This window comes from Streptomyces bungoensis, assembly GCF_001514215.1.
GTDB classification, from domain to species: Bacteria; Actinomycetota; Actinomycetes; order Streptomycetales; family Streptomycetaceae; genus Streptomyces; species Streptomyces bungoensis.
In genome coordinates this window covers 294,816-314,253 of sequence record NZ_KQ948856.1, presented here as the reverse complement: position 1 = coordinate 314,253, position 19,438 = coordinate 294,816, and the positions used below count along the sequence as shown (strand labels likewise).

Annotated in this window: 17 protein-coding genes; 8 read left to right on the top strand and 9 right to left on the bottom strand. The window is 74.8% G+C overall.

The genetic code is table 11. The features are described from left to right. Nucleotides 1-215 precede the first annotated feature (215 nt). Both AQJ66_RS15910 and AQJ66_RS15905 read left to right on the top strand, forming a co-directional pair. The gene (locus AQJ66_RS15910) at nucleotides 216-3,791 is read left to right on the top strand and encodes a DNA polymerase III subunit alpha (RefSeq protein ID WP_061921552.1); all 3,576 of its coding nucleotides are present in this window, start codon (nucleotides 216-218) and stop codon (nucleotides 3,789-3,791) included. Further along, nucleotides 3,788-4,828: a DNA polymerase Y family protein gene (locus AQJ66_RS15905; RefSeq protein ID WP_061921549.1), complete on the top strand. Its 1,041-nt coding sequence runs from the start codon at nucleotides 3,788-3,790 to the stop codon at nucleotides 4,826-4,828. The genes AQJ66_RS15910 and AQJ66_RS15905 overlap by 4 nt, the downstream gene beginning before the upstream one ends. Here the strand turns inward: AQJ66_RS15905 and AQJ66_RS15900 are convergent. Then, nucleotides 4,806-5,180: a cupin domain-containing protein gene (locus AQJ66_RS15900; RefSeq protein ID WP_061921546.1), complete on the bottom strand. Its 375-nt coding sequence runs from the start codon at nucleotides 5,178-5,180 to the stop codon at nucleotides 4,806-4,808. The two genes, AQJ66_RS15905 and AQJ66_RS15900, sit on opposite strands and share 23 nt — an antisense overlap. 86 nt (nucleotides 5,181-5,266) lie before the next feature. Between AQJ66_RS15900 and AQJ66_RS15895 the strand changes: the two genes are divergently transcribed. Then, nucleotides 5,267-5,713 carry a MarR family winged helix-turn-helix transcriptional regulator gene (locus AQJ66_RS15895; RefSeq protein ID WP_061921543.1) on the top strand — a complete coding sequence of 149 codons (447 nt, stop codon included), beginning with the start codon at nucleotides 5,267-5,269 and terminating at the stop codon, nucleotides 5,711-5,713. Between the two features lie 171 nt (nucleotides 5,714-5,884). Further along, nucleotides 5,885-6,793: an esterase/lipase family protein gene (locus AQJ66_RS15890; protein WP_061921538.1), complete on the top strand. Its 909-nt coding sequence runs from the start codon at nucleotides 5,885-5,887 to the stop codon at nucleotides 6,791-6,793. Nucleotides 6,794-6,860: 67 nt separating this feature from the next. Here the strand turns inward: AQJ66_RS15890 and AQJ66_RS15885 are convergent, their stop codons facing one another. Next, nucleotides 6,861-7,796, bottom strand: a complete 936-nt coding sequence (locus AQJ66_RS15885) for a lytic polysaccharide monooxygenase auxiliary activity family 9 protein (protein WP_061921535.1) — start codon at nucleotides 7,794-7,796, stop codon at nucleotides 6,861-6,863. A 178-nt stretch (nucleotides 7,797-7,974) separates the two neighbouring features. On the opposite strand from AQJ66_RS15885, the gene AQJ66_RS15880 reads away from it, so the two are divergent. Then, on the top strand, nucleotides 7,975-8,424 hold the full coding sequence (locus AQJ66_RS15880) for a GNAT family N-acetyltransferase (protein ID WP_061921532.1): 450 nt from the start codon (nucleotides 7,975-7,977) through the stop codon (nucleotides 8,422-8,424). Between the two features lie 13 nt (nucleotides 8,425-8,437). Here AQJ66_RS15880 and AQJ66_RS38310 read toward each other — a convergent pair whose 3' ends face one another. Beyond that, the gene (locus AQJ66_RS38310) at nucleotides 8,438-8,575 is read right to left on the bottom strand and encodes a hypothetical protein (RefSeq protein WP_107118940.1); all 138 of its coding nucleotides are present in this window, start codon (nucleotides 8,573-8,575) and stop codon (nucleotides 8,438-8,440) included. A gap of 113 nt (nucleotides 8,576-8,688) precedes the next feature. On the opposite strand from AQJ66_RS38310, the gene AQJ66_RS15875 reads away from it, so the two are divergent. Continuing rightward, nucleotides 8,689-9,309 (top strand): class I SAM-dependent methyltransferase, encoded by a 621-nt coding sequence (locus tag AQJ66_RS15875; protein WP_061921749.1) that lies wholly within the window; start codon nucleotides 8,689-8,691, stop codon nucleotides 9,307-9,309. A gap of 7 nt (nucleotides 9,310-9,316) precedes the next feature. Here AQJ66_RS15875 and AQJ66_RS15870 read toward each other — a convergent pair whose 3' ends face one another. After that, complete coding sequence (locus tag AQJ66_RS15870) at nucleotides 9,317-9,817, bottom strand: ribonuclease FAU-1 family protein (RefSeq protein ID WP_061921529.1); 501 nt, start codon at nucleotides 9,815-9,817, stop codon at nucleotides 9,317-9,319. Next, a complete protein-coding gene (locus AQJ66_RS15865) occupies nucleotides 9,798-10,727 on the bottom strand; it encodes a GNAT family N-acetyltransferase (protein ID WP_061921526.1) in 930 nt (309 codons plus the stop codon). Before AQJ66_RS15865 ends, AQJ66_RS15870 begins: the two co-directional genes overlap by 20 nt. A gap of 72 nt (nucleotides 10,728-10,799) precedes the next feature. Here AQJ66_RS15865 and AQJ66_RS15860 point away from each other — a divergent pair, with 72 nt between their 5' ends. After that, a complete protein-coding gene (locus tag AQJ66_RS15860) occupies nucleotides 10,800-11,168 on the top strand; it encodes a GntR family transcriptional regulator (RefSeq protein ID WP_061921524.1) in 369 nt (122 codons plus the stop codon). A gap of 160 nt (nucleotides 11,169-11,328) precedes the next feature. Here the strand turns inward: AQJ66_RS15860 and AQJ66_RS15855 are convergent, their stop codons facing one another. Together AQJ66_RS15855 and AQJ66_RS15850 are read right to left on the bottom strand one after the other, a co-directional pair. Beyond that, on the bottom strand, nucleotides 11,329-12,099 hold the full coding sequence (locus tag AQJ66_RS15855; RefSeq protein ID WP_061921521.1) for a DUF72 domain-containing protein: 771 nt from the start codon (nucleotides 12,097-12,099) through the stop codon (nucleotides 11,329-11,331). Between the two features lie 15 nt (nucleotides 12,100-12,114). Next, nucleotides 12,115-13,209, bottom strand: coding sequence for a DUF5925 domain-containing protein (locus AQJ66_RS15850; protein ID WP_061921518.1), 1,095 nt, complete (start codon nucleotides 13,207-13,209; stop codon nucleotides 12,115-12,117). 109 nt (nucleotides 13,210-13,318) lie between these two features. Here AQJ66_RS15850 and AQJ66_RS15845 point away from each other — a divergent pair, with 109 nt between their 5' ends. Continuing rightward, nucleotides 13,319-14,713: a xylan 1,4-beta-xylosidase gene (locus AQJ66_RS15845; RefSeq protein ID WP_061921516.1), complete on the top strand. Its 1,395-nt coding sequence runs from the start codon at nucleotides 13,319-13,321 to the stop codon at nucleotides 14,711-14,713. An 18-nt stretch (nucleotides 14,714-14,731) separates the two neighbouring features. Here the strand turns inward: AQJ66_RS15845 and AQJ66_RS15840 are convergent, their stop codons facing one another. Both AQJ66_RS15840 and AQJ66_RS15835 read right to left on the bottom strand, forming a co-directional pair. After that, complete coding sequence (locus AQJ66_RS15840; RefSeq protein WP_061921513.1) at nucleotides 14,732-18,511, bottom strand: lipopolysaccharide biosynthesis protein; 3,780 nt, start codon at nucleotides 18,509-18,511, stop codon at nucleotides 14,732-14,734. Continuing rightward, nucleotides 18,504-19,277: a polysaccharide deacetylase family protein gene (locus AQJ66_RS15835; RefSeq protein ID WP_208611373.1), complete on the bottom strand. Its 774-nt coding sequence runs from the start codon at nucleotides 19,275-19,277 to the stop codon at nucleotides 18,504-18,506. The genes AQJ66_RS15840 and AQJ66_RS15835 overlap by 8 nt, the downstream gene beginning before the upstream one ends. Nucleotides 19,278-19,438 lie beyond the last annotated feature (161 nt).

The window sequence follows — 19,438 nt, the reverse complement described above, 5'->3', positions numbered from 1 at the left end:
ACCGGCCACCGGGGCGCCGGCGGCCACGGGGGGCACGGAGCGGCCCGGCCCCCGGGCGTCCGGCCCGGACGGGACCGTCCCGGGGTGTTTGCGCAGGTCAGGAATGCCCGAGCGGATGTCGTACGGTTGTTCGAGAATGGGGGTATGGTGGGGGTGGGGAAGTTGGGAACTGGTGTTCGAGAGTCGTTTCGGGACTCACGAGAGCGGGAGGTGCGTTGCCGGGCTTCGCGCATCTGCACACCTTCTCCGGGTTCTCCCTGAGGTACGGCGCCTCGCACCCGGAGCGGCTGGCCGGGCGTGCCTCGGAGCGGGGCATGGACGCCCTGGCCCTGACCGACCGCGACACCCTCGCCGGCACCGTCCGCTTCGCCAAGGCCTGCGCCCGAGCCGGCGTCCGCCCGCTGTTCGGGGTGGACCTGGCGGTGGCGGAGGCGGAGCTCCCGGGCGGGGCGGGGACCCTCCCGCCCGAGCGGGGCCGGGAGCCGGGGAGGCGGCGCACGCCGGTGCGCGGCGGTGCCTTCGTCGACGAGTCGGTCCCCCGGGTGACCTTCCTCGCCCGGGACGGCGCCCGGGGCTGGGCCGACCTGTGCCGGATCGTCACGGCGGCGCACGCGGCCGAGGGGCCGCCCCTGCTGCCCTGGTCCGGCAACCGCGGCGACGGGCTGACCGTGCTGCTCGGGCCGGGCTCGGACGTGGGGCGCGCCCTCGCCGCCGGGCGCCCCGACCGGGCCGCGAGGCTGCTGGCCGCCTGGCGCGAGGTCTACGGCGACGCGCTGCGGCTGGAGGCCGTCTGGCACGGGCGCCAGGGCACGGGCCCCGGCTCCCTGCGGCTCGCCGCCCGTACCGTCGCCTTCGCCGCCGAGCAGCGCGTCCGGCCCGTGCTCGGCAACGCCGTCCGCTACGCCGATCCGGGCCAGGGCCCGGTCGCCGACGTCCTGGACGCCGCCCGCCGGCTGGTGCCGATCGACCCCCGCAAGGAGCTGGACTCCGGCGAGGCCTGGCTGAAGGGCCCGCAGGAGATGCTGGGGGCCGCCGAGCGGGTCGTGGAGGCGGCCGGCTTCCGGCGGGACGCCGCCCGCCGGCTGCTGGAGCAGACCCTGGACACGGCCGCCGAGTGCCGGGTCGACCCCGAGGACGGCCTCGGTATCGGCACGGTCCACTTCCCCGAGGCGCACCTCGTCGGCGCAGGGAGGCGCACCGCCCAGCGGGCGCTCGCCTCGCGGGCGGCGGCGGGGATGGTGCGGCTCGGCCACGGCGGCAGGCGGGCGTACTGGGAGCGGATGCACCACGAGCTGGACATCATCGCCCACCACGGCTTCGCCTCGTACTTCCTGACCGTCGCCCAGGTCGTCGACGACGTGCGGAGGATGGGCATCCGGGTGGCCGCCCGCGGGTCCGGCGCCGGGTCGCTCGTCAACCACCTCCTCGGCATCGCGCACGCCGATCCGATCGAGCACGGGCTGCTGATGGAGCGCTTCCTGTCCAAGGAGCGGGTCGTGCTGCCGGACATCGACATCGACGTGGAGTCCGCGCGCCGGCTCGAGGTCTACCGGGCGATCATCGGCCGGTTCGGCACCGAGCGGGTGGCGACCGTCTCCATGCCCGAGACCTACCGGGTGCGGCACGCCGTCCGGGACGTGGGCGCCGCCCTGTCCATGGACCCGGCCGAGATCGACCGGGTGGCCAAGTCCTTCCCGCACATCCGGGCCCGGGACGCCCGCGCCGCGCTGGAGGAACTGCCGGAGCTGAAGCGGCTCGCGGGGGAGAAGGACAAGTACGGCAGGCTCTGGGAGCTGGTCGAGGCGCTCGACGCGCTGCCGCGCGGGACCGCCATGCACCCGTGCGGGGTGCTGCTGTCCGACGCCTCCCTGCTCGCCCGCACGCCGGTGGTGCCGACGAGCGGCGAGGGGCTGCCGATGTCGCAGTTCGACAAGGAGGACGTGGAGGACCTCGGGCTGCTCAAGCTGGACGTGCTGGGCGTGCGGATGCAGTCGGCGATGGCGCACGCGGTCGCCGAGGTGGAGCGGGCGGCGGGGGAGCGGGTCGACCTGGACGTGCTGCCGGCCGGCGACCCGGCGACGTACCGGCTCGTCCGGTCCGCCGAGACGCTGGGCTGCTTCCAGATCGAGTCGCCGGGCCAGCGCGACCTGGTGGGGCGGCTGCAGCCGAGCACCTTCCACGACCTGGTCGTCGACATCTCCCTGTTCCGGCCCGGCCCGGTCGCCGCCGACATGGTGCGGCCGTTCATCGAGGCGCGGCACGGGCGGGCGCCCGTGCGCTACCCGCACCCGGACCTGGAGGGGCCGCTGAAGGAGACGTACGGGGTCGTCGTCTTCCACGAGCAGGTCATCGACATCGTCGCCGTCATGACCGGCTGCGGGCGCGGCGAGGCGGACCGGATCCGGCGCGGGCTGTCGGATCCGGAGTCGCAGGGGCGGATCAAGGTGTGGTTCGCGCAGGCCGCGGCGGCGAACGGATATGACGCGGAAACGATTCAGCGGACCTGGGAGATCGTCGAGGCGTTCGGGTCGTACGGCTTCTGCAAGGCGCACGCCGTCGCGTTCGCCGTACCGACCTACCAGTCGGCATGGCTGAAGGCGCATCACCCGGCCGCCTTCTACGCCGGACTGCTCACCCACGACCCCGGGATGTACCCCAAGCGGCTGCTGCTGGCGGACGCCCGGCGGCGCGGGGTGCCGATCCTGCCGCTGGACGTGAACGTGTCCGGGGCCGCACACAGGATCGAACTGGTGTCTGAATCGCCTGAAGCCCCCGGGGTGTGGGGACTTCGGCTCGCCCTGTCCGACGTGCACGGCATCAGCGAGGCGGAGGCGCGGCGGATCGAGGACGGGCAGCCCTACGCCTCCCTGCCGGACTTCTGGGAGCGGGCCCGCCCGAGCCGTCCGCTCGCCGGGCGGCTGGCGCAGGTGGGCGCGCTGGACGCCTTCGGCGCCAACCGGCGCGACCTGCAGCTGCACCTGACCGAGCTGCACCGGGGCGCCCGGGGCGGAGGCGGCGGGCAGCTCCCTCCCCCACTGCTCAATGTGTGGGAGGTGCCCCCAGCCGGCGGCCGCAGGACCGCCCCGGCCGGGCTGCCCGACCTCACGCCGGAGGAGCGGCTCAGCGCCGAGCTGGGCGTGCTGTCCATGGACGTCTCGCACCATCTGATGGACGACCACCGGGAGTTCCTGAAGGAGCTGGGCGTGGTCTCCGCGCGGCGGCTGCGCGAGGCCCGGCACGGGGAGACGGTTCTGGTCGCGGGCGCCAAGGCGGCCACCCAGACCCCGCCGATCCGGTCCGGCAAGCGGGTCATCTTCTCCACGCTGGACGACGGCACGGGCCTGGTCGACCTCGCCTTCTTCGACGACTCCCACGACGCCTGCGCGCACACCGTCTTCCACTCCTGGCTGCTGCTGGTGCGCGGAGTGGTGCAGCGGCGCGGGCCGCGCAGCTTCAGCGTGGTGGGCTCCGCCGTCTGGAACCTGGCGGACCTGCTGGAGGTGCGGCGCGAGGAGGGGCTCGACGGGGTCGCGGCCCGGCTGGCCGGGCCGCCCGGCGGCGCTGACGGGGGCGCGGCGGGAGACGGCGACGGTCCGTCCCGGGCCCGGGCCGCCGGCTCCGACGGGCTGCCCCGGCCGGCCGGTTCGGCGGCCCGCGACCCGATGGAGGGCCGGACGATCCGCATGCCCACGGGGTACGAGATGCACCCCTGGGCCGATCTGCGCCCCGCGGGCGAAGGGCCCGCGGTGGGAAGGAAGTTGTGGCACCAGAGTCCGGGGAGTGCGGGATGACCATCCTCTGCGTACGTTTCGAGCTGCCGCCGGAGCGCGAGGCGGCCCTGCCCGGGCTGCTCGGGCTCCTGGAGGACTTCACCCCGGTCGTGCAGGCGCTGCCTCCGGACGGGGCGCTGGCCGATCTGAGGGGCGCCGAGCGCTACTTCGGGCGCAGCGCGGTGGAGCTGGCCTCGGTGATCCGGGTCCGGGCCCTCGCCCGGTACGGCGTCGACTGCGCGATCGGCGCCGGGCCGGGCCCGATGCTGGCCCGCGTGGCGCTGCGCGACGCCCGGCCCGGGGTGACCTGTGCCGTGCCCGGGGAGCCGGAGGCCGTGGCGGAGTTCCTCGCCGGCCGGCCCGTCTCCGTGCTGCCCGGCGTCGGCGCGGCGACCGCCCGCACCCTGTGCGAGTACGGCCTGGACACCCTGGGCCTGGTCGCCAATGCGCCGCTGTCCACGCTCCAGCGGCTGATCGGCGCGCGGGCGGGGCGCGAACTGCGGGAGAAGGCGAGCGGTCTCGACCGGGGCCGGGTCGTGCCGAACGCGGTCTCCCGGTCGCTGGTCGCCGAACGCCCCTTCGAGCTCGACGAACTGGACCCCGGCCGGCACCGCGGGGCGCTGCTGTCCGCCGCCGAGGAGATCGGCGCCCGGCTGCGCGCGGTGGAGAAGGTCTGCCGCACCCTGACCCTCACCGTGCGCTACGCCGACCTCCCCCGCTCTCGAACAGGCTCGAGCGGGGGGACCCCCACCGCCACCACCCGCAGCCGCACCCTGCGGGAGCCGACCGCGCACTCGGCCGCGCTGACGAAGGCGGCCTACGGCATCTACGAGACGCTGGGCCTGCAGCGCGCCCGGGTCCGCGCCCTCGTCCTGCGCGCCGAGGGCCTCACCCCCGCCGACCAGGCCTCCCACCAGCTCACCTTCGACCCCGTGGACGAGAAGGCCCGCCGCATCGAGGAGGTCGCGGACCGGGCCCGGGCGAAGTTCGGCCCCAGGGCGGTCATGCCGGGAACGCTGGCCGCGGTGTGCGCCCTCAGTTGGCCCACGGCGGCGTGAGGAGCGTGCCGTCGGCCAGCCGCGCGGTGAGGCCGACGGAGGTGGTGACCCAGGAGATCGCGGTGTGCTCCGACGCGTTCTCGACGGCGAGGGTCGCCCCCGGACCGATGATCACCGTGTCCCCGGCGGAGATCCGCTCGGTGCGGCCGTCGAGGGTGATCAGCAGGTCCCCGACGAGCAGATGGAAGATCTCCTCCCGGTTCACGGTGTGCGCGGGCGCCTTGGTGCCGGGCGGGATCTCCCCGCGCCAGGCGCACAGTTCCCTGCTGCCGGTGAGCGGGGTGGCGTAGGAGACGAAGCGGGCGCCGTGGATCTCGTGGGTCACGGCCTCACCGGAACGGATGACGGGCATGGGGGAACTCCCTCGAACGTAGTCAAGCTGCTTGACTATATGGTCAAGCAGCTTGACCAATGCGTCAAGGGTGTTTCAATGCCCCCGTGCAGAACTCCGACGCCATGGCCCTGTCCGCCGCCCTGCTCGCCGCGGCGGGCGACCTCACGCAGCGCATCCATGAGGGGGTGGCGGCCCGCGGTTTCGCCGATCTGCGGCCGGCCCACGGGTTCGCCTTCGCGCGGCTCGCGCCGGGCGGCGCCAGTGTCACCGAGCTGGCCGCACACCTCGGCGTCACCAAGCAGGCGGCCAGCCAACTGGTGGACGAGGTCGTGCGCAAGGGGTACGCCGAGCGCCGGCCGCACCCCGGGGACGCCCGCGCCCGGCTCGTCGTGCTGACCGAGCGCGGACGGGCCTGCACCCGCGCGGCGGAGGAGGTGGCCGCCGAGGTGGTGGGGGAGTGGGCCGAACTCCTGGGCGAACAGGGCCTGTACGTGCTGCGGGACGCTTTGGCGCGGATCGCCCCGTACGGGCCGGTCAGGCCCGCCTGGTGACGGTTCGACGGCTTCCGCGCGAGCCTCTGGTTATCACTGGAAGTTTTTACTGACGCGTAACTTCACACTTGCACTACTCGCCCGTAACTTGACGAGTGAACAGCATCCTCGTGATCCGGATCACAGGGTTAGGCCGTCGCACCTCCCCTTGAGCCGCAAGGAGATCACACGATGCTGCCCTGGAAGCGAGTGGTCAGGTCCCTGGCCAGACCCCTCACCGCGCTGCTCCTCACCGCCGCCGTCGCCGCCGTCCCCGCCGCCACCGCCCACGCCTCCGACGCTCCCACGTGGGGGTCCCCCCGCTCGAGCGCAGCCGAGAGCGGGGGAGGCTGGAACGACTACTCCTGCAAGCCGTCCGCCGCACACCCCCGCCCCGTCGTCCTGGTCCACGGCACGCTCGGCAACTCCGTCGACAACTGGCTGTCCCTCGCCCCCTACCTGAAGAAGCGCGGGTACTGCGTCTTCTCCCTGGACTACGGCCAGTTGCCCGGCGTCCCCCTCTTCCACGGCCTCGGCCCCATCGACAAGTCGGCCGGACAGCTCTCCGCCTTCGTCGACCAGGTGCTCGCCGCCACCGGCGCCGCCAAGGCCGACCTGGTCGGCCACTCCCAGGGCGGCATGATGCCCCGCTACTACCTGAAGTTCCTCGGCGGCGCCGCCAAGGTGAACGCCCTCGTCGGCCTCGCCCCCGACAACCACGGCACCAATCTGGACGGCCTGACCAACCTCCTGCCGTACTTCCCCGGCGCCGCCGACCTGATCAAGGCCACCACCCCCGGCCTCGCCGACCAGGTCGTCGGCTCCGACTTCCTCACCCGGCTCAACACGGGCGGCGACACCGTCCCCGGCGTGCACTACACGGTCATCGCCACCAAGTACGACGAGGTGGCCACCCCCTGGCGCACCCAGTACCTGAGCGGCCCCGACGTCCACAACGTCCTGCTGCAGGACCTGTGCGCGCTCGACCTCTCCGAGCACGTGGGCATCGCCCTGTTCGACCGGATCGCCTTCCACGAGGTGGCCAACGCGCTCGACCCTGCCCACGCCACCGCCACCACCTGCGCCTCCGCCTTCAGCTGACGTGCCGCCGGGGCCCGTCCGGCCTGAGCCGCCGGACAGGCCCCGGAGTTCCAGGGCCGGCGCGGGGTCAGCGCCGGCCCGCCGCCCGCCGCCGCACCGACCAGAACAGCGCGGCCGAACCGAGCGCCAGCGCCGCCGCACCGCCGACGGCGGCGTACGAGGTGCCGGGGGAGGCACCGGTCTCGGCGAGGTCCGCCGGCGCACCGGCCGCCTTCACCTGACGGGCCGGGGCCGGCGTGGCGGGCTCCGACGAGGTGCTCGCGCCGCCGGCCCCGTGCCCGTGGTGCCCGACCGTCGACCGGCCGGCACCCGCGTCGATCTGCCGCTGCGAGGGAGCCGACGCGCTCGGCGCGGGCGCCGCACCGCCGCCGCTCCCGCCGCCGAAGTCGACGTCGGAGCAGGAGTAGAAGGCCTCCGGGCTGTCCGAGCGCTGCCAGACCGCGTACAGCAGCTGCCTGCCCGTGCGCGCGGGGAGGGTGCCGGAGAACGTGTAGAAGCCGCCCGAGGCGACCGGGTCCGTGGCCGTCGCGACCGGATGGGCGAGGTCCAGGTCTCCCCAGGCCGGCGGCTTCGCCGGGTCGTAGCCGGGCTTGGTCGCATAGACCGTGAAGGTGCCCTTGTGCGGGGCCGTCACCCGGTACGCGAAGGTGTACGGACCGCTGTGCACGCGCGTCGCCGGCCAGTCGGCGCGGGCCAGGTCGAGCCCCTTGAACTCCTCGTCGCCGGCGCTGCACAGCCTGCCGTCCGGGATCAACTGCCGGTGCCGGCCCGCGGCGTCGCCGATCCGGACACCGTTCCAGTCGTACAGCGCCTGGGTGCCGCCGGCCGCCACGGCCGCCCGGCACGCCGCCGACCTCGGATGCTCCGGGCCCTCCGCGTAGCACTGGGCGACCCGGCTGACCGGGGCGCCCATCGAGCCGTGCGCGGACGCGGGCACGGCGGCGAGCGCGGTGAGGCCGACGGCGGCGACGGTGACGGCGGCGGCCTGGCGGCGTACGGGCATGGGGAACTCCCTCGGACGGTTTCTCGACAGGGCCGGTCCCGTGGGCGCGGATCCCGTGGGGTGATCCGAAACTAGCCCCGGAAAACCGTGGAACCGCCTGCTGGAAGCGGTTCCCGGAGATCCTTATGGCGCCGTTAAGGGAGCGCTCAGACTGCGCTCAGGTAGGTACCGTCGCCGCATGACGCACGTACGCATCCGGCCCGCCGGCGCCGCCGACGTACCCGCGGTGAAGGCCGTGACCGACGCGGCCTACCACCCCTACATCGCGCGCATCGGCGTGGTGCCGCAGCCCATGGAGGCCGACCACGCGGCGGACGTGGCCGCCGGGAAGGTGTTCGTCACCGGCGACCCCGTCGTGGGTCTCGTGGTGCTCGAGGCGTTCCCCGGCCACCTCTTCCTGGACAGCATCGCCGTCCACCCCGGCGTCCACGGGCGGGGCGTGGGAGGGCGGCTGCTGGACTTCGTCGACACGCGCGCGCGTGCCCCGGGCCTCGGCGAGGTCGGGCTCTACACGAACGCGCTGATGTGGGAGAACCAGGAGATCTATCCGAAGTACGGCTACGAGCTCGTCGAACGCCGGGTCGACGGGCCGTACGACCGCATCCACTACCGCAAGGTGCTGGACTGACGGCCCAGGGGCGTCAGCCGTCGGGCCACCAGGTGCGGGCGATGTCCTCGCGCACCTCGGGACGCGCCGTGGGGGCCCGCCGCTCCGCCTCCTCGCGGATCCGGCGGCTGTCCGTCTTCTTCAGGGGCTTCTGCACGGTCACACGGCGCATGGCTGCCTCCTTCGGTGCCTACCGGGTTTCCGCGATGTCACGGAGGTAGACCCTTTTCGCGAGAGTTCCTCATCGGCACAGGAATGTCAGTGGCGGGTGTCACTCTGGGCGGCATGACGAACGAGCGTGAGCGGACGGTCGCACCGGGTGCCCGGGTGGACTGGGACGCGCAGGCGGCCGCCTTCGACGACGAACCCGACCACGGCCTGCGTGCCCCCGAGGTGCGGGCCGCCTGGGCGGCCAGACTCCGCGACTGGCTGCCCAGGCGGCCCGCCGACGTCCTCGACCTCGGCTGCGGCACCGGCAGCCTGTCGCTCCTCGCGGCCGAGCAGGGACACCGGGTGACCGGGGTCGACGGCTCCCCGGCCATGGTCGAGCGGGCCCGCGCCAAGCTCGCCGGCCGCGACGCCGTGGTCCTGCGCGGGGACGCAGCCGCTCCGCCGGTGGGCGAGCAGCGCTACGACGTCGTCCTCGTCCGGCACGTGCTGTGGGCGCTGCCCGACACCGCCCGCGCCCTGCGCCACTGGCGGACCCTGCTGCGGCCCGGCGGCCGCTTCGTGCTGGTCGAGGGCGTGTGGGGGACCCTCTCCCCGGTCGGCACACCCGCCGCCCGCCTCACCGCCCTGCTGGAACCGCTGGCCGGGTCCGTGCGCGTGGAGCGACTGTCGGACGACCCCGTGCTGTGGGGGAAGGCCGTGGACGACGAGCGGTACGCGGTGGTGGCGACCGTGTGAGCGCCGGTCAGCCCAGCAGCTCGCCGAAGCCGCCCGCCCGGGCCAGCGCCTCCAGCTCCGCCAGGGCGGCCACGGCGGCGGACGCGGCCCGCGGATCCCGCTCGGCGAGCCCGCTCTCGGCGAACTCGTCCTCGTCCAGGCGGCGCACGTCCGAGCCGTCGGCGGAGCGCCACAGGTCCAGATCGAGGTCCTCGACGACCAGTTCGCCGCCGGACCGCACGGCGGGCCGCGTGACGTCGCAGTACCAGCCCTTCACGGTGCCGTCGCCGGCCCGGACCTCCTTCACGGAGTACCACCGGTCCCGCCAGTAGTGCTCGGTGAACACGTCGCCCGGTTCGAAGCGCACGAACCCGAAGTCGCGCACGCCCCCGCCCGCCCAGGGGGCGCGGACCGAGACGCGGACGCCGTCGTCGCGGAGCAGCTCCGCCGGGTAGCGGATCTTCGTACGGCCGCCCTTGACCAGGACGACCTCCACCCGGTCGGCCGGCTCAGCCGAGTTCGCGGACATAGCGCACCTCCGTCGCGCAGATCTCGTACCCGAGCCACTTGTTGATCGCGATCATCGGGGCGTTGCCGGCGTCGTTGCCCGTGAAGGCCTCGGTCAGACCGGCCTCGCGGGCCCGGTACAGGGAGTGGGTCTTGGCGAGCTTGGCCAGGCCGCGGCCGCGGTGGGCGCGGGCGGTGCCGGTCATCGAGGTGGAGTACCGGGTGGCGCCGTCGGTGTAGACGAGGGTGAAGGCGACCGGACGGCCGTCGACGACCGCGGCCGTGCTCAGCTCGCGGCTCAGCAGCGGATGCCGCCAGTTCTGCTCGAGCCAGGCGTCGTAGTCGGTGAACTCGACGTCGATCTCGCCGGGTTCGTCCGACACCGTCTCCGCGTCCAGCTCGAACAGCGGGCGCGGATCACCGGCGAAGTCGGCGGCCGTGCGCAGCTCGACACCCGGCGGCGGCTCAGGAAGGGGCGGGAGGGTGCCCTGCGCCAGGTCGAGGCGGAGGAAGTGGGCGGGCCGGCCCCTGGTGTAGCCGTGCCGCTCGGCGAAGACGCGGTTGGCGGGCTCGTCGAGGACCCAGGTGAACACCTTGACCGCGCCGACGGCGGCGAGGTGCTCCTCGCCGGCCCGGGCGAGCAGCCGGCCGGCGCCCCGGTGGGTCCGGTCGGGGCGTACGTACACGTTGAGGTGTCCCATGCCCGGCTCCGGGCTGTCGTGCGCGAGGGAGGCCCCGGCCGCGCCGATCACCTCGCCGTCCTCCTCCGCGACGAGCAGGCGGGTGCGGGCGTCCGGATGACTGTGGACGAGGAAGTGGCGGACCGAGTCCGGGGTGAACAGGATGTACGGAAGAGCGAGATGGCGCACGCGGGCGTAACCCCCGGTGTCGGCCGGGACGTCGGGCCGCAGGTCGCGCACGATGACGGTCATGGGCAGGCACCGTACGGGCAGACGCGCCGGGTATGCCTCTCATTTTCCCTCCGGTGCGGGACAATCGGCTCTGTGAGCCTGAAGATCCACATCGATGACAGCGCGCCGCCGTACGAGCAGGTGCGGGCGCGGATCTCCGAGCAGGCGCGGTCCGGGGCGCTGCCGGTGGGCTACCGGCTGCCGACCGTGCGCGCCCTGGCCGAGTCGCTGGGGCTCGCGGTGAACACGGTGGCCAAGGCCTACCGGGCGCTGGAGGGCGACGGGGTCATCGAGACGCGGGGGCGCAACGGCACGTTCGTGGCCGCCGCCGGCTCCGCCGCGGAGCGCGAGGCGTCGCTGGCCGCGCAGGCGTACGCGGAGCGGGCGCGGCGGCTGGGCCTGGGCGAGGAGGAGGCGCTGGCCGCGGTGCGGGACGCGCTGCGGGCGGCCTACGGGACGTAGCGCGTGCCCGGTGGCCCAGGGACGTCGTGCGTGTCCGGTGGCCCAGGGACGTCGTGTGTTCCCGGTGGCCCAGGGACGTCGTGTGTTCCCGGTGGCCTACGGGACGTCGTGCGTGTCCGGTGGCCCATGGGCGGGGCCGCCGCCGCCCGGGCCGGGACGGTCACCGGACGGCCGCGGGCTCCGGCGTTCGCGTCACCGTGAGACCGGCCCTGCGCGCCGCCCGGGCGAAGACCACCGCGTCCCGCACCGCCGCGCCCCCCGGATCGTTGTTGAAGTACGCGTACACGTCCTCCGCGTCGGACCACGTCGTCGCGATCCGGTCCACCCACGTCTCCAGGCAGCGGAGACCGTAGCGCGGCCACGGGTGGGCCCGGCCCTGGTGGAAGCGGACGTAGCCCCAGGGCGCCGTGCGCCACAGCGGGGTGACCGGGCGGGCCTGCACGTCCGCCCAGCACAGGGCCGCGCCGCGCGACACCAGCACGTCCCGCACCCCGGACGTCCACCAGGACTCGTGGCGCGGCTCCACCGCCACCCGCGTGCCCGGCGGGAAGCAGGCCAGGCAGGCGTCCAGCAGCGCCGGGTCGGCGCGCAGGGTCGGCGGGAGCTGGAGCAGCACCGGGCCGATGCGGTCGCCCAGGCCCGCCGCGTGGGTCATCAGCCGGTGGACCGGCTCCTCGGGATCCTTCAGGCGCTTGACGTGGGTCAGATAGCGGCTCGCCTTGACCGCGACCGTGAAGTCCGGCGGCACCCGCACCCGCCAGGCGGCGAAGGTGTCGTACGACGGCAGCCGGTAGAACGCGTTGTTGACCTCCACGGTCGCGAAGAGGCGGGTGTACTCCTCCAGCCACAGCCGCACCGGAACGCCCGCCGGGTACACCAGGTCCCGCCAGTCCTTGTACTGCCACCCCGAGGTACCGACGAACAGGGTCATACCCTCATCAAAGCACTACAGGTACAGCCCCGCGTCCGCCCCCTCGCGCGCCCCCGGCACCGACGCGGGCGACGTGCCCCGGCGCAGCGCGTACAGCTCGGCCAGCGTCGCCCCCTCCCGGCCGATCCCCTCCTCCGTGCCGAGCCAGTTCACCGCCTCCCGGCGGGTCAGCCGGTCCACCTCGATGCGGGCCAGGCAGCGGCCGGGCCGGACCACGGCGGGGTGCAGGCGCTCCAGGTCCTCGTTCGTGGTGACGCCCACCAGGACGTTGCGGCCCTGGCCGAGCAGCCCGTCGGTCAGGTTGAGCAGCCGGGACAGGGCCTGGCCCGCGGTGTGCTTGGCCTCGCCGCGGATCAGTTCGTCGCAGTCCTCCAGCAGCAGCAGCCGCCAGCGGCCCTTGCCCGCGCCGTCCTCCTCGCCGATCGCGATGTCCATGAGGTAGCCGACGTCGCTGAACAGCCGCTCCGGGTCCAGCACGCAGTCCACCTGGCACCAGTCGCGCCAGGAGCGGGCGAGCGTGCGCAGCGCGGAGGTCTTGCCGGTGCCGGGCGGGCCGTGCAGGAGCAGCAGCCGGCCGGCGATGTCCTCGGGGGTGGTCTTCATCAGCCGGTCCATCGCCTCCGCCACCGGCGCCGTGTAGTTGGCCCGGACCTCCTCCCAGGTGCCCGCGGAGATCTGCCGGGTGGTGCGGTGCGGGCCGCGCCGCGGCGAGACGTACCAGAAGCCCATCGTCACGTTCTCCGGCTGCGGTTCCGGCTCGTCGGTCGCGCCGTCGGTCGCCCGGTCCAGGACCGACTTCGCCAGCTCGGCGCTGGTCGCGGTCACCGTGACGTCCGCGCCCCGGTTCCAGCGGGACACCAGCAGCGTCCAGCCCTCGCCCTCGGCGAGGGTCGCGCTGCGGTCGTCGTCGCGGGCGGCCCGCAGCACCCGGGCGCCCTCCGGCAGCAGGGTCGCGCCGGCACGCACCCGGTCGATGTTGGCCGCGTGCGCGTACGGCTGCTCGCCCGTCGCGAAGCGGCCGAGGAACAGCGCGTCGACGACATCGGAGGGCGAGTCGGAGTCGTCGACGTGGAGCCGGATCGGCAGAGCGTCGTGTGGGTTGGCAGACATGCCGCCATGATCCGCCACCGATGCGCTCGGCGCACGGCATTTCCGCCGCTTGTCCCGAGTGGTCCCAACCCGGCCCGCGTCCCGGGCCGCGCCGATACCGTTGTCCTCGATGGGACGTCATGGGTGGGGTTCGGGGGCTCGGCGGTGGCGGCTCACCGCCCTGCTCGGTGCGGGCGCGGCCGTGCTGGCCCTGGCGCTGACCCTGCTCGGCGCGCTGCCCGGCGGCGGCGCGGGCACCGGGCGCGCGGGCGACCGCGCGCACGGCACGCCCGCGCACCCGCGGCCCTCGGTGGGCTGGGGCTTCACGCACACCCAGTACAGCGCCGACCAGGGCGGCGGCGCGGCCACCGAGCGGGTCGAGCGGCTGCTGGCCGGGGACGGCGGCCTGCCGCAGGACCAGGCCCTCATGGGCTGGGGCGCCGACAACCCCGAGCCGGTGAAGGGGCGTTACGACTTCGGCGCGCTGGACCGCCGGATCGGCTTCGTCCGCCGCTCGGGCGGGACCCCCGTGATCACGCTGTGCTGTTCGCCGGACTGGATGAAGGGCGGCCGGGCCGGCGCCACCGACTGGAGCCGGGCCGCCCTGGAGACCGCGCCCACCCCGGACCACTACCGGGACTTCGCCGACCTCGCAGCGGCCGTCGCCCGGCGGTACCCGGACGTGCGCCACTTCCTCGTCTGGAACGAGTTCAAGGGCTTCTGGAACGACGCGAAGGGCCGCTGGGACCACGAGGGTTACACGCGGCTGTACAACCTCGTCTACAGGGCGCTGAAGAAGGTCGACAGGCGCATCATGGTCGGCGGGCCGTACCTGGTCATGGACAGCCTCGACCCGGGTGACCGGAACGCCTCCGCCGCGCTGAGGGGGCCCTGGGGCGCCGTGGACCAGCGGGTCCTGGACGCCTTCGGCTACTGGAACACCCACAAGGCGGGCGCCGACTTCACCGTCGTCGACGGCTCCAGCTACACCAACGACGGCAGGACGCTGCCCGACGAGTTCGCGGCCACCGACAAGCTGACGGCCGTCAGCGAGTGGGTGCGGCGGCGCACACGCGACCTGCCCCTGTGGTGGGCCGAGTACTACGTCGAGCCCGCCGGCCCCGGCGACGGCCGCGAGGGCTGGTCGGAGGAGCACCGCCTGGCCGTCCACGCCGCCGGGCTGATCGCCCTGGCCAAGGGCGGCACCGGCTCCGCCTTCTACTGGAACCCGGAGCGGAAGCAGGGCACCGCCTGCCCCGGCTGCCTGTGGACCCCGACCGGCACCGCCGGCGGGGGGCGGCCCCTGCCCCTGTACGGCCTGCTGTCCCGGTTCGGCAGGGCGTTCCCGCCGGGCACCCGGTACCGCGGCGTGTCCGTCGCCCCGGACGACGTCCCGGACGTGCGGGTGCTGGCCAGCGGCCGCACGGTCCTCGTGGTCAACACCCTGGACCGGGCGATCAACGCCCGGGTCGACGGCAGGCGGATCGGCCTGCGGGCCTACGAGGTGAGGTGGCTCGACCGCTGAGCCACCCCCCTCCGCCCCTCACCTCATGGTCCAGAACCGCTCCACCAGCGACGCCAGCAGCAGCGCCAGCAGCGGCAGCGCGAACCAGAGGCCGCCCCGCAGCAGCCGCAGCCGGCGCTCGCCCGGACGCATCGCCACCCGGACCACCTCACGGGCGGCGAGCAGCAGCATCAGCACGGCCGCGGCCAGTCCGCCCGCCATCGACCACGGGGTCCAGGTCACCCGTGGCCCGATCGGGCCCGGAGCCGGCTCCGGCGCCGCCCCCGGCGGCCGCTCGCGCAGCGCGAACACGGTGGCGTCGTCGTTGACCAGGACCCTCGTCAGCTCCTGCCGGGCCTCCAGGTTCCGGACCAGCCGGGACTCCCAGGTCGCCGAGTAGCCCGCGTCCAGCTCCAGATACGCGACCTGACCGGCGCCGACCATCAGATACGCATGCGGGCCCGCGTCCTGCAGCGCCCTGACCAGGCCCGACACCAGCACCGGATCGGCCGGCGCCCGCGTGGGCACGTACGTCACCCGCTCCATGTCCCGGGCGCCCCACGGCATCGCCGGGGTCACGTCGTTCACCGGGTCCCGGGTCAGCCACAGCAGCCGTACGGTCGGCCGGTCGTGGGCGTACACCCAGTCCATGGCCGCCACCTCGCCGGGCCGGGTCCGCTCGAACGGCTCGTTGCCCCAGCGGGCCACCAGGAAGCCACCCATCAGCAGCAGCCCGGCCAGCAGCGCGGCCAGCGGGGCGAGGCTCACCCGGTCCTTCGCCCGCTCCTCGGCGGTCACACCGCCGCGCGGGAAGAGGGCGAGCGCGCCGAGCAGCGCCGCGCCCGGCAGCGCGAACATGAAGACGCGCAGCGCCATCTCACCGCCGTACGACTGCATGCCGAAGCCCAGGAACGGCACGAAGGTGAGCACCAGCAGGGACCGTTCGCGGTACCGGTGGAAGCGCCGCCGCCACCAGCCCCAGCAGGCGGACGCCAGCACCGACCCGGCCAGCAGCACCCGGGTGTACAGCACCAGCTTGTGGGCCGAACTCCCGCCCTGGATACGGCCGGACACCGAGGTCGACACGTTGCCGCCGACCCCGCCGACCCCGCCGAACAGGTCGTCGAAGTGCCCGGACCAGTACGGCTCGGCCATGAAGCCGACCCAGAACGCGACCAGCACCGCCAGCAGCACCGGCAGGCCACGCAGTTCGCACCGGCCGGCCGCCACCAGGACGGCCGCGACGCCGAGCATCATGAACGGGGTGAGCTGGTGCGCCGGGACGCTCGCCGCGTACAGGCCGATCAGCACCAGCAGCAGCACGGCCTTCTGCCGCCGGTCGGCGGGCTCCGCCTCCGCCTCGCCCGGGCGCACCCGGGTCCAGACCACGCCGGGGGAGCGGAACCAGACGAGCAGGACCGCCACGAAGACGAGGTACAGCAGATACGTGAAGCCCTGCGGGGAGAAGTAGTCCTGGCCCACCCAGCCGCTCAGTACGAAGATCCAGACACCGGTCCACTTCGCCCGCCAGCCGGCCCGCAGGGACCGGGTGAGCAGGAACAGCGGGGCCAGGTAGGCGAGCTGGACGGCGGTCGGCCACCAGCGGACGACCTCCGTGAGGTCGTCGGCCCCGCACGCCCTGGCGGCGAACGCGGCCACCGCGAAGAAGCCGGGCCAGCTCCAGCGGGCGTCCAGGTCCGGCACGGCGGACCCGGTGCGGTCGATGTAGTCGAGGAAGCCCAGGTGCTGCCAGGCGGTGGCGAACCGCGGCTCCGTCTCGATCACGGCGGGCAGCGCGTGCAGGGACACCACGGTCGCCAGCAGCGTGACCAGCAGCAGCGCCCGGTGCTCGCGGCGCAGCCAGAGCAGCGAGGCGAACACCGCGACCAGCAGGGCGGCGCCCGCCAGCGTCGGCAGCGGCAGAACGGAGACGAGCCCGAGCCCGCCCATCCGGTCCAGGTCCGCCTCGCCGAGCCGCAGCGCGGGCACCCAGTACAGCAGCAGCGCGGCGACGAGGAGACAGCCGAGGACGACACCGGAGCGGGTGGGCAGCAGACGGTGGCGGGGAGCGGCGGGCGGACCCGGCTCCCCGGACCCGGGCGGGACCGGGGCCTCCTGGTCCGGGCGCGCCGCGCCGCCGACCTCCGCTTCCGTGAACGGCGCGTCGACCTCCGCCGCGCCGGCCCACGCCTCCTGCGGCAGGGTCGCCTCGGCCGGGCCCAGGGACGCTTCGGCGCCCGGTTCCCGCCGCTCGACCGGCGCCGGCGCGGGCAGGCCGGCGGGCGGGGTGCCCGGCCCGGGGCGGACGTCCGGCCGGCGCTCGGCGTGGTCGAAGTCGGCGTGGACGCCGAGCGCCAGGGTGTCGCGGTCCAGCGCCCAGGCCGGTCCGCGCCGGCGCGCCGCCGGGCCGGCCGGGGCCCCGCCCGCCCCCAGGTCGGCGAGGTCCCCGTCCGGTGCCGCCGTCTCCGGCACGGCGGCCGGGGCGGAGCGGAGCGTCCGCCGCAGCCGGGGCGCGGCGACCGCCGCGATCACCGCGAGGCTGCTGACCTCGGCGACGCCCGCGCCGGTCAGCCCCATCCGGGGCAGGAGCAGCAGCGTCAGGCCGAGCACCAGCACGCACAACAGGCCCTGCAGCCAGGCGAGTCCGGCGGTGCGGCTCTGGGCGCGCAGCACCGCGAAGTACGTCTCCATCACCACCCGCAGCACCGCGCCGACCGCGAACCAGCGCAGCAGCGGGGTCGCCGCGTCCGCGTACCCGGTGCCGAAGACGCCGAGGATCCACGGGGCGCCGGCGAACAGCACGCCCGCCAGGGGCAGCATGATCCGGGCCATCCGCCGCAGCGCCGCCCGGGTGTGGGCGGCCAGCCGCGCCGGGTCGTGCGCGCCCTCGACGGTCAGGGAGGCACCCATGTTGACGGCGAGCAGGTTGGTCGTCCCGCCGATGGTGGTGGCGATGTAGAAGTACGCGTTGTCCGCGGAGCTGACCTGCGAGGCGATGATCACCGGGATCAGGTAGACCACGGCGAGGGAGAACAGCGAGCCGGTGTAGTCGCCGGCGAGGAACCGCCCGATCTCCCGCAGCGACGGTGCGTGGGTGCGGCCTTCGGTCGCCTCCACGTGCCGGGGCACCAGCCGGCGGAACACCAGCCAGCCCAGCGGCACCACCGAGGTGGCGATCGCCGCGACCCAGGACACGAAGACCCCGCTGGCCGGGACCGCCACGGCGAAGGCGAGGAGCAGCCCCAGCTTGACCGTCGAGAACACGGTGTTGCCGACCGGCACCCAGGGCGCGCTGCGCAGCCCGGTCAGCACGCCGTCCTGGAGGGTGAGCAGGTTCCAGGCGACGACCGCCGCGACGAAGCCGAGGCCGTTCACGGGTCCGTGCAGGAAGCGGTACGACGGACCCCAGCTGTCCAGCGTCAGCAGGAACACGCCCGCCGCCAGCGCGACGAGCAGGGAACTTCCCGCGTAGGTGAGCAGGACGAGCCGGCCGGTGCGCTGCCCGGACACCGGGATGAAGCGGGCCAGCGCGCCGGCCAGGGTCACCGCGGTCAGCCCGGCGAGGAGCTTCATCGCGGCGATGGCGGCGGAGCCCTGCCCGACCGCCGAGTCGGAGTAGTGGCGGGCCGCGGCCAGCCAGAAGCCGACGCCGAGGACGGCGGAGATCCCGGTGTTGAGCATCAGCGCGTAGGCGTTGCGCAGCAACGGGCTGCCGCCCGGCGGGCGGCCGGTCCCGGGCAGCCGGAGGCGGCGCCCGGACCGCTCGGGCGCCGCGGCCCGGGGCGCGGTGGTGCCGGTGGTGGTCGTGGTGTCAGACACGGGAACCGAGGGCCTTCCGGCGGGCCTGGCGTGCTCTGCGGACGACGGCGTAGCCCCGCGTGAGGGCGCGGTCCCCCGCGAAGGCGCGGGCGAGCGCGCGGCCCCGGAGCAGCCGCTCGAACTCCTCGATGCCGGTGCCGCGGCGGACGGTGAGGCGCCGCAGGGCGTACGGCCCCTGCCGGCGGCGGGCGAGCCCGTTGCCGACGGCGAGCGCCTGGGCGTACCCGGCCGCCCGCACCGCCTGGCGGACCCGGTGGCTGGAGTAGCCGTAGGGGTAGGCGAACGACAGCGGGCGGGCGCCGAGTTCGGCGGCGACGATCCCGGTGCTGCGCACCAACTCCGCGTGCAGGGCGCTGTCGTCGAGCTGGTCGAGCTGCGGGTGGGTGTGGCTGTGCCCGCCGATCTCGACACCGCTGTCCGCGAGGTCGCGCACCTGCTGCCAGTCGAGCATGGTGTCGAGGCCGCCGCCGGTGTCGTGGGCGCCCCTGAGCCAGCCCGTCGTCACGAACAGGGTGGCGGGGAAGCCGTGCCGGGCGAGCACGGGCAGGGCGTGCCGGTGCACCCCTTCGTAGCCGTCGTCGAAGGTGATCAGCACCGGCCGCGCGGGCAGCCCCCGCCCGGACCGCCAGGCCGCCGCCAGACCGGCGGTCGTCACCGGCGTCAGGCCCAGGTCCCCGACGAGCGCCATCTGCTCCGCGAACGCCTCCGGCGCGACCGACAGGGCCCGGGTGGCGTCGCTGGGCGCACTGGCCACGGCGTGGTACATCAGAATCGGCACGGCCGCGTCACTCGTACCCCCGCCCCCTCCGCCCGCCCCGCGTGAAGGCGGGGTGCCCCGGGCCCTGCGCGGATTGCCTCGCGCGGCCGCGCGTGACGCCCGGCCGGTCCGGCCCGGCTTCTTCGTCCCGGCCCTGGGCGCGGCGTCCC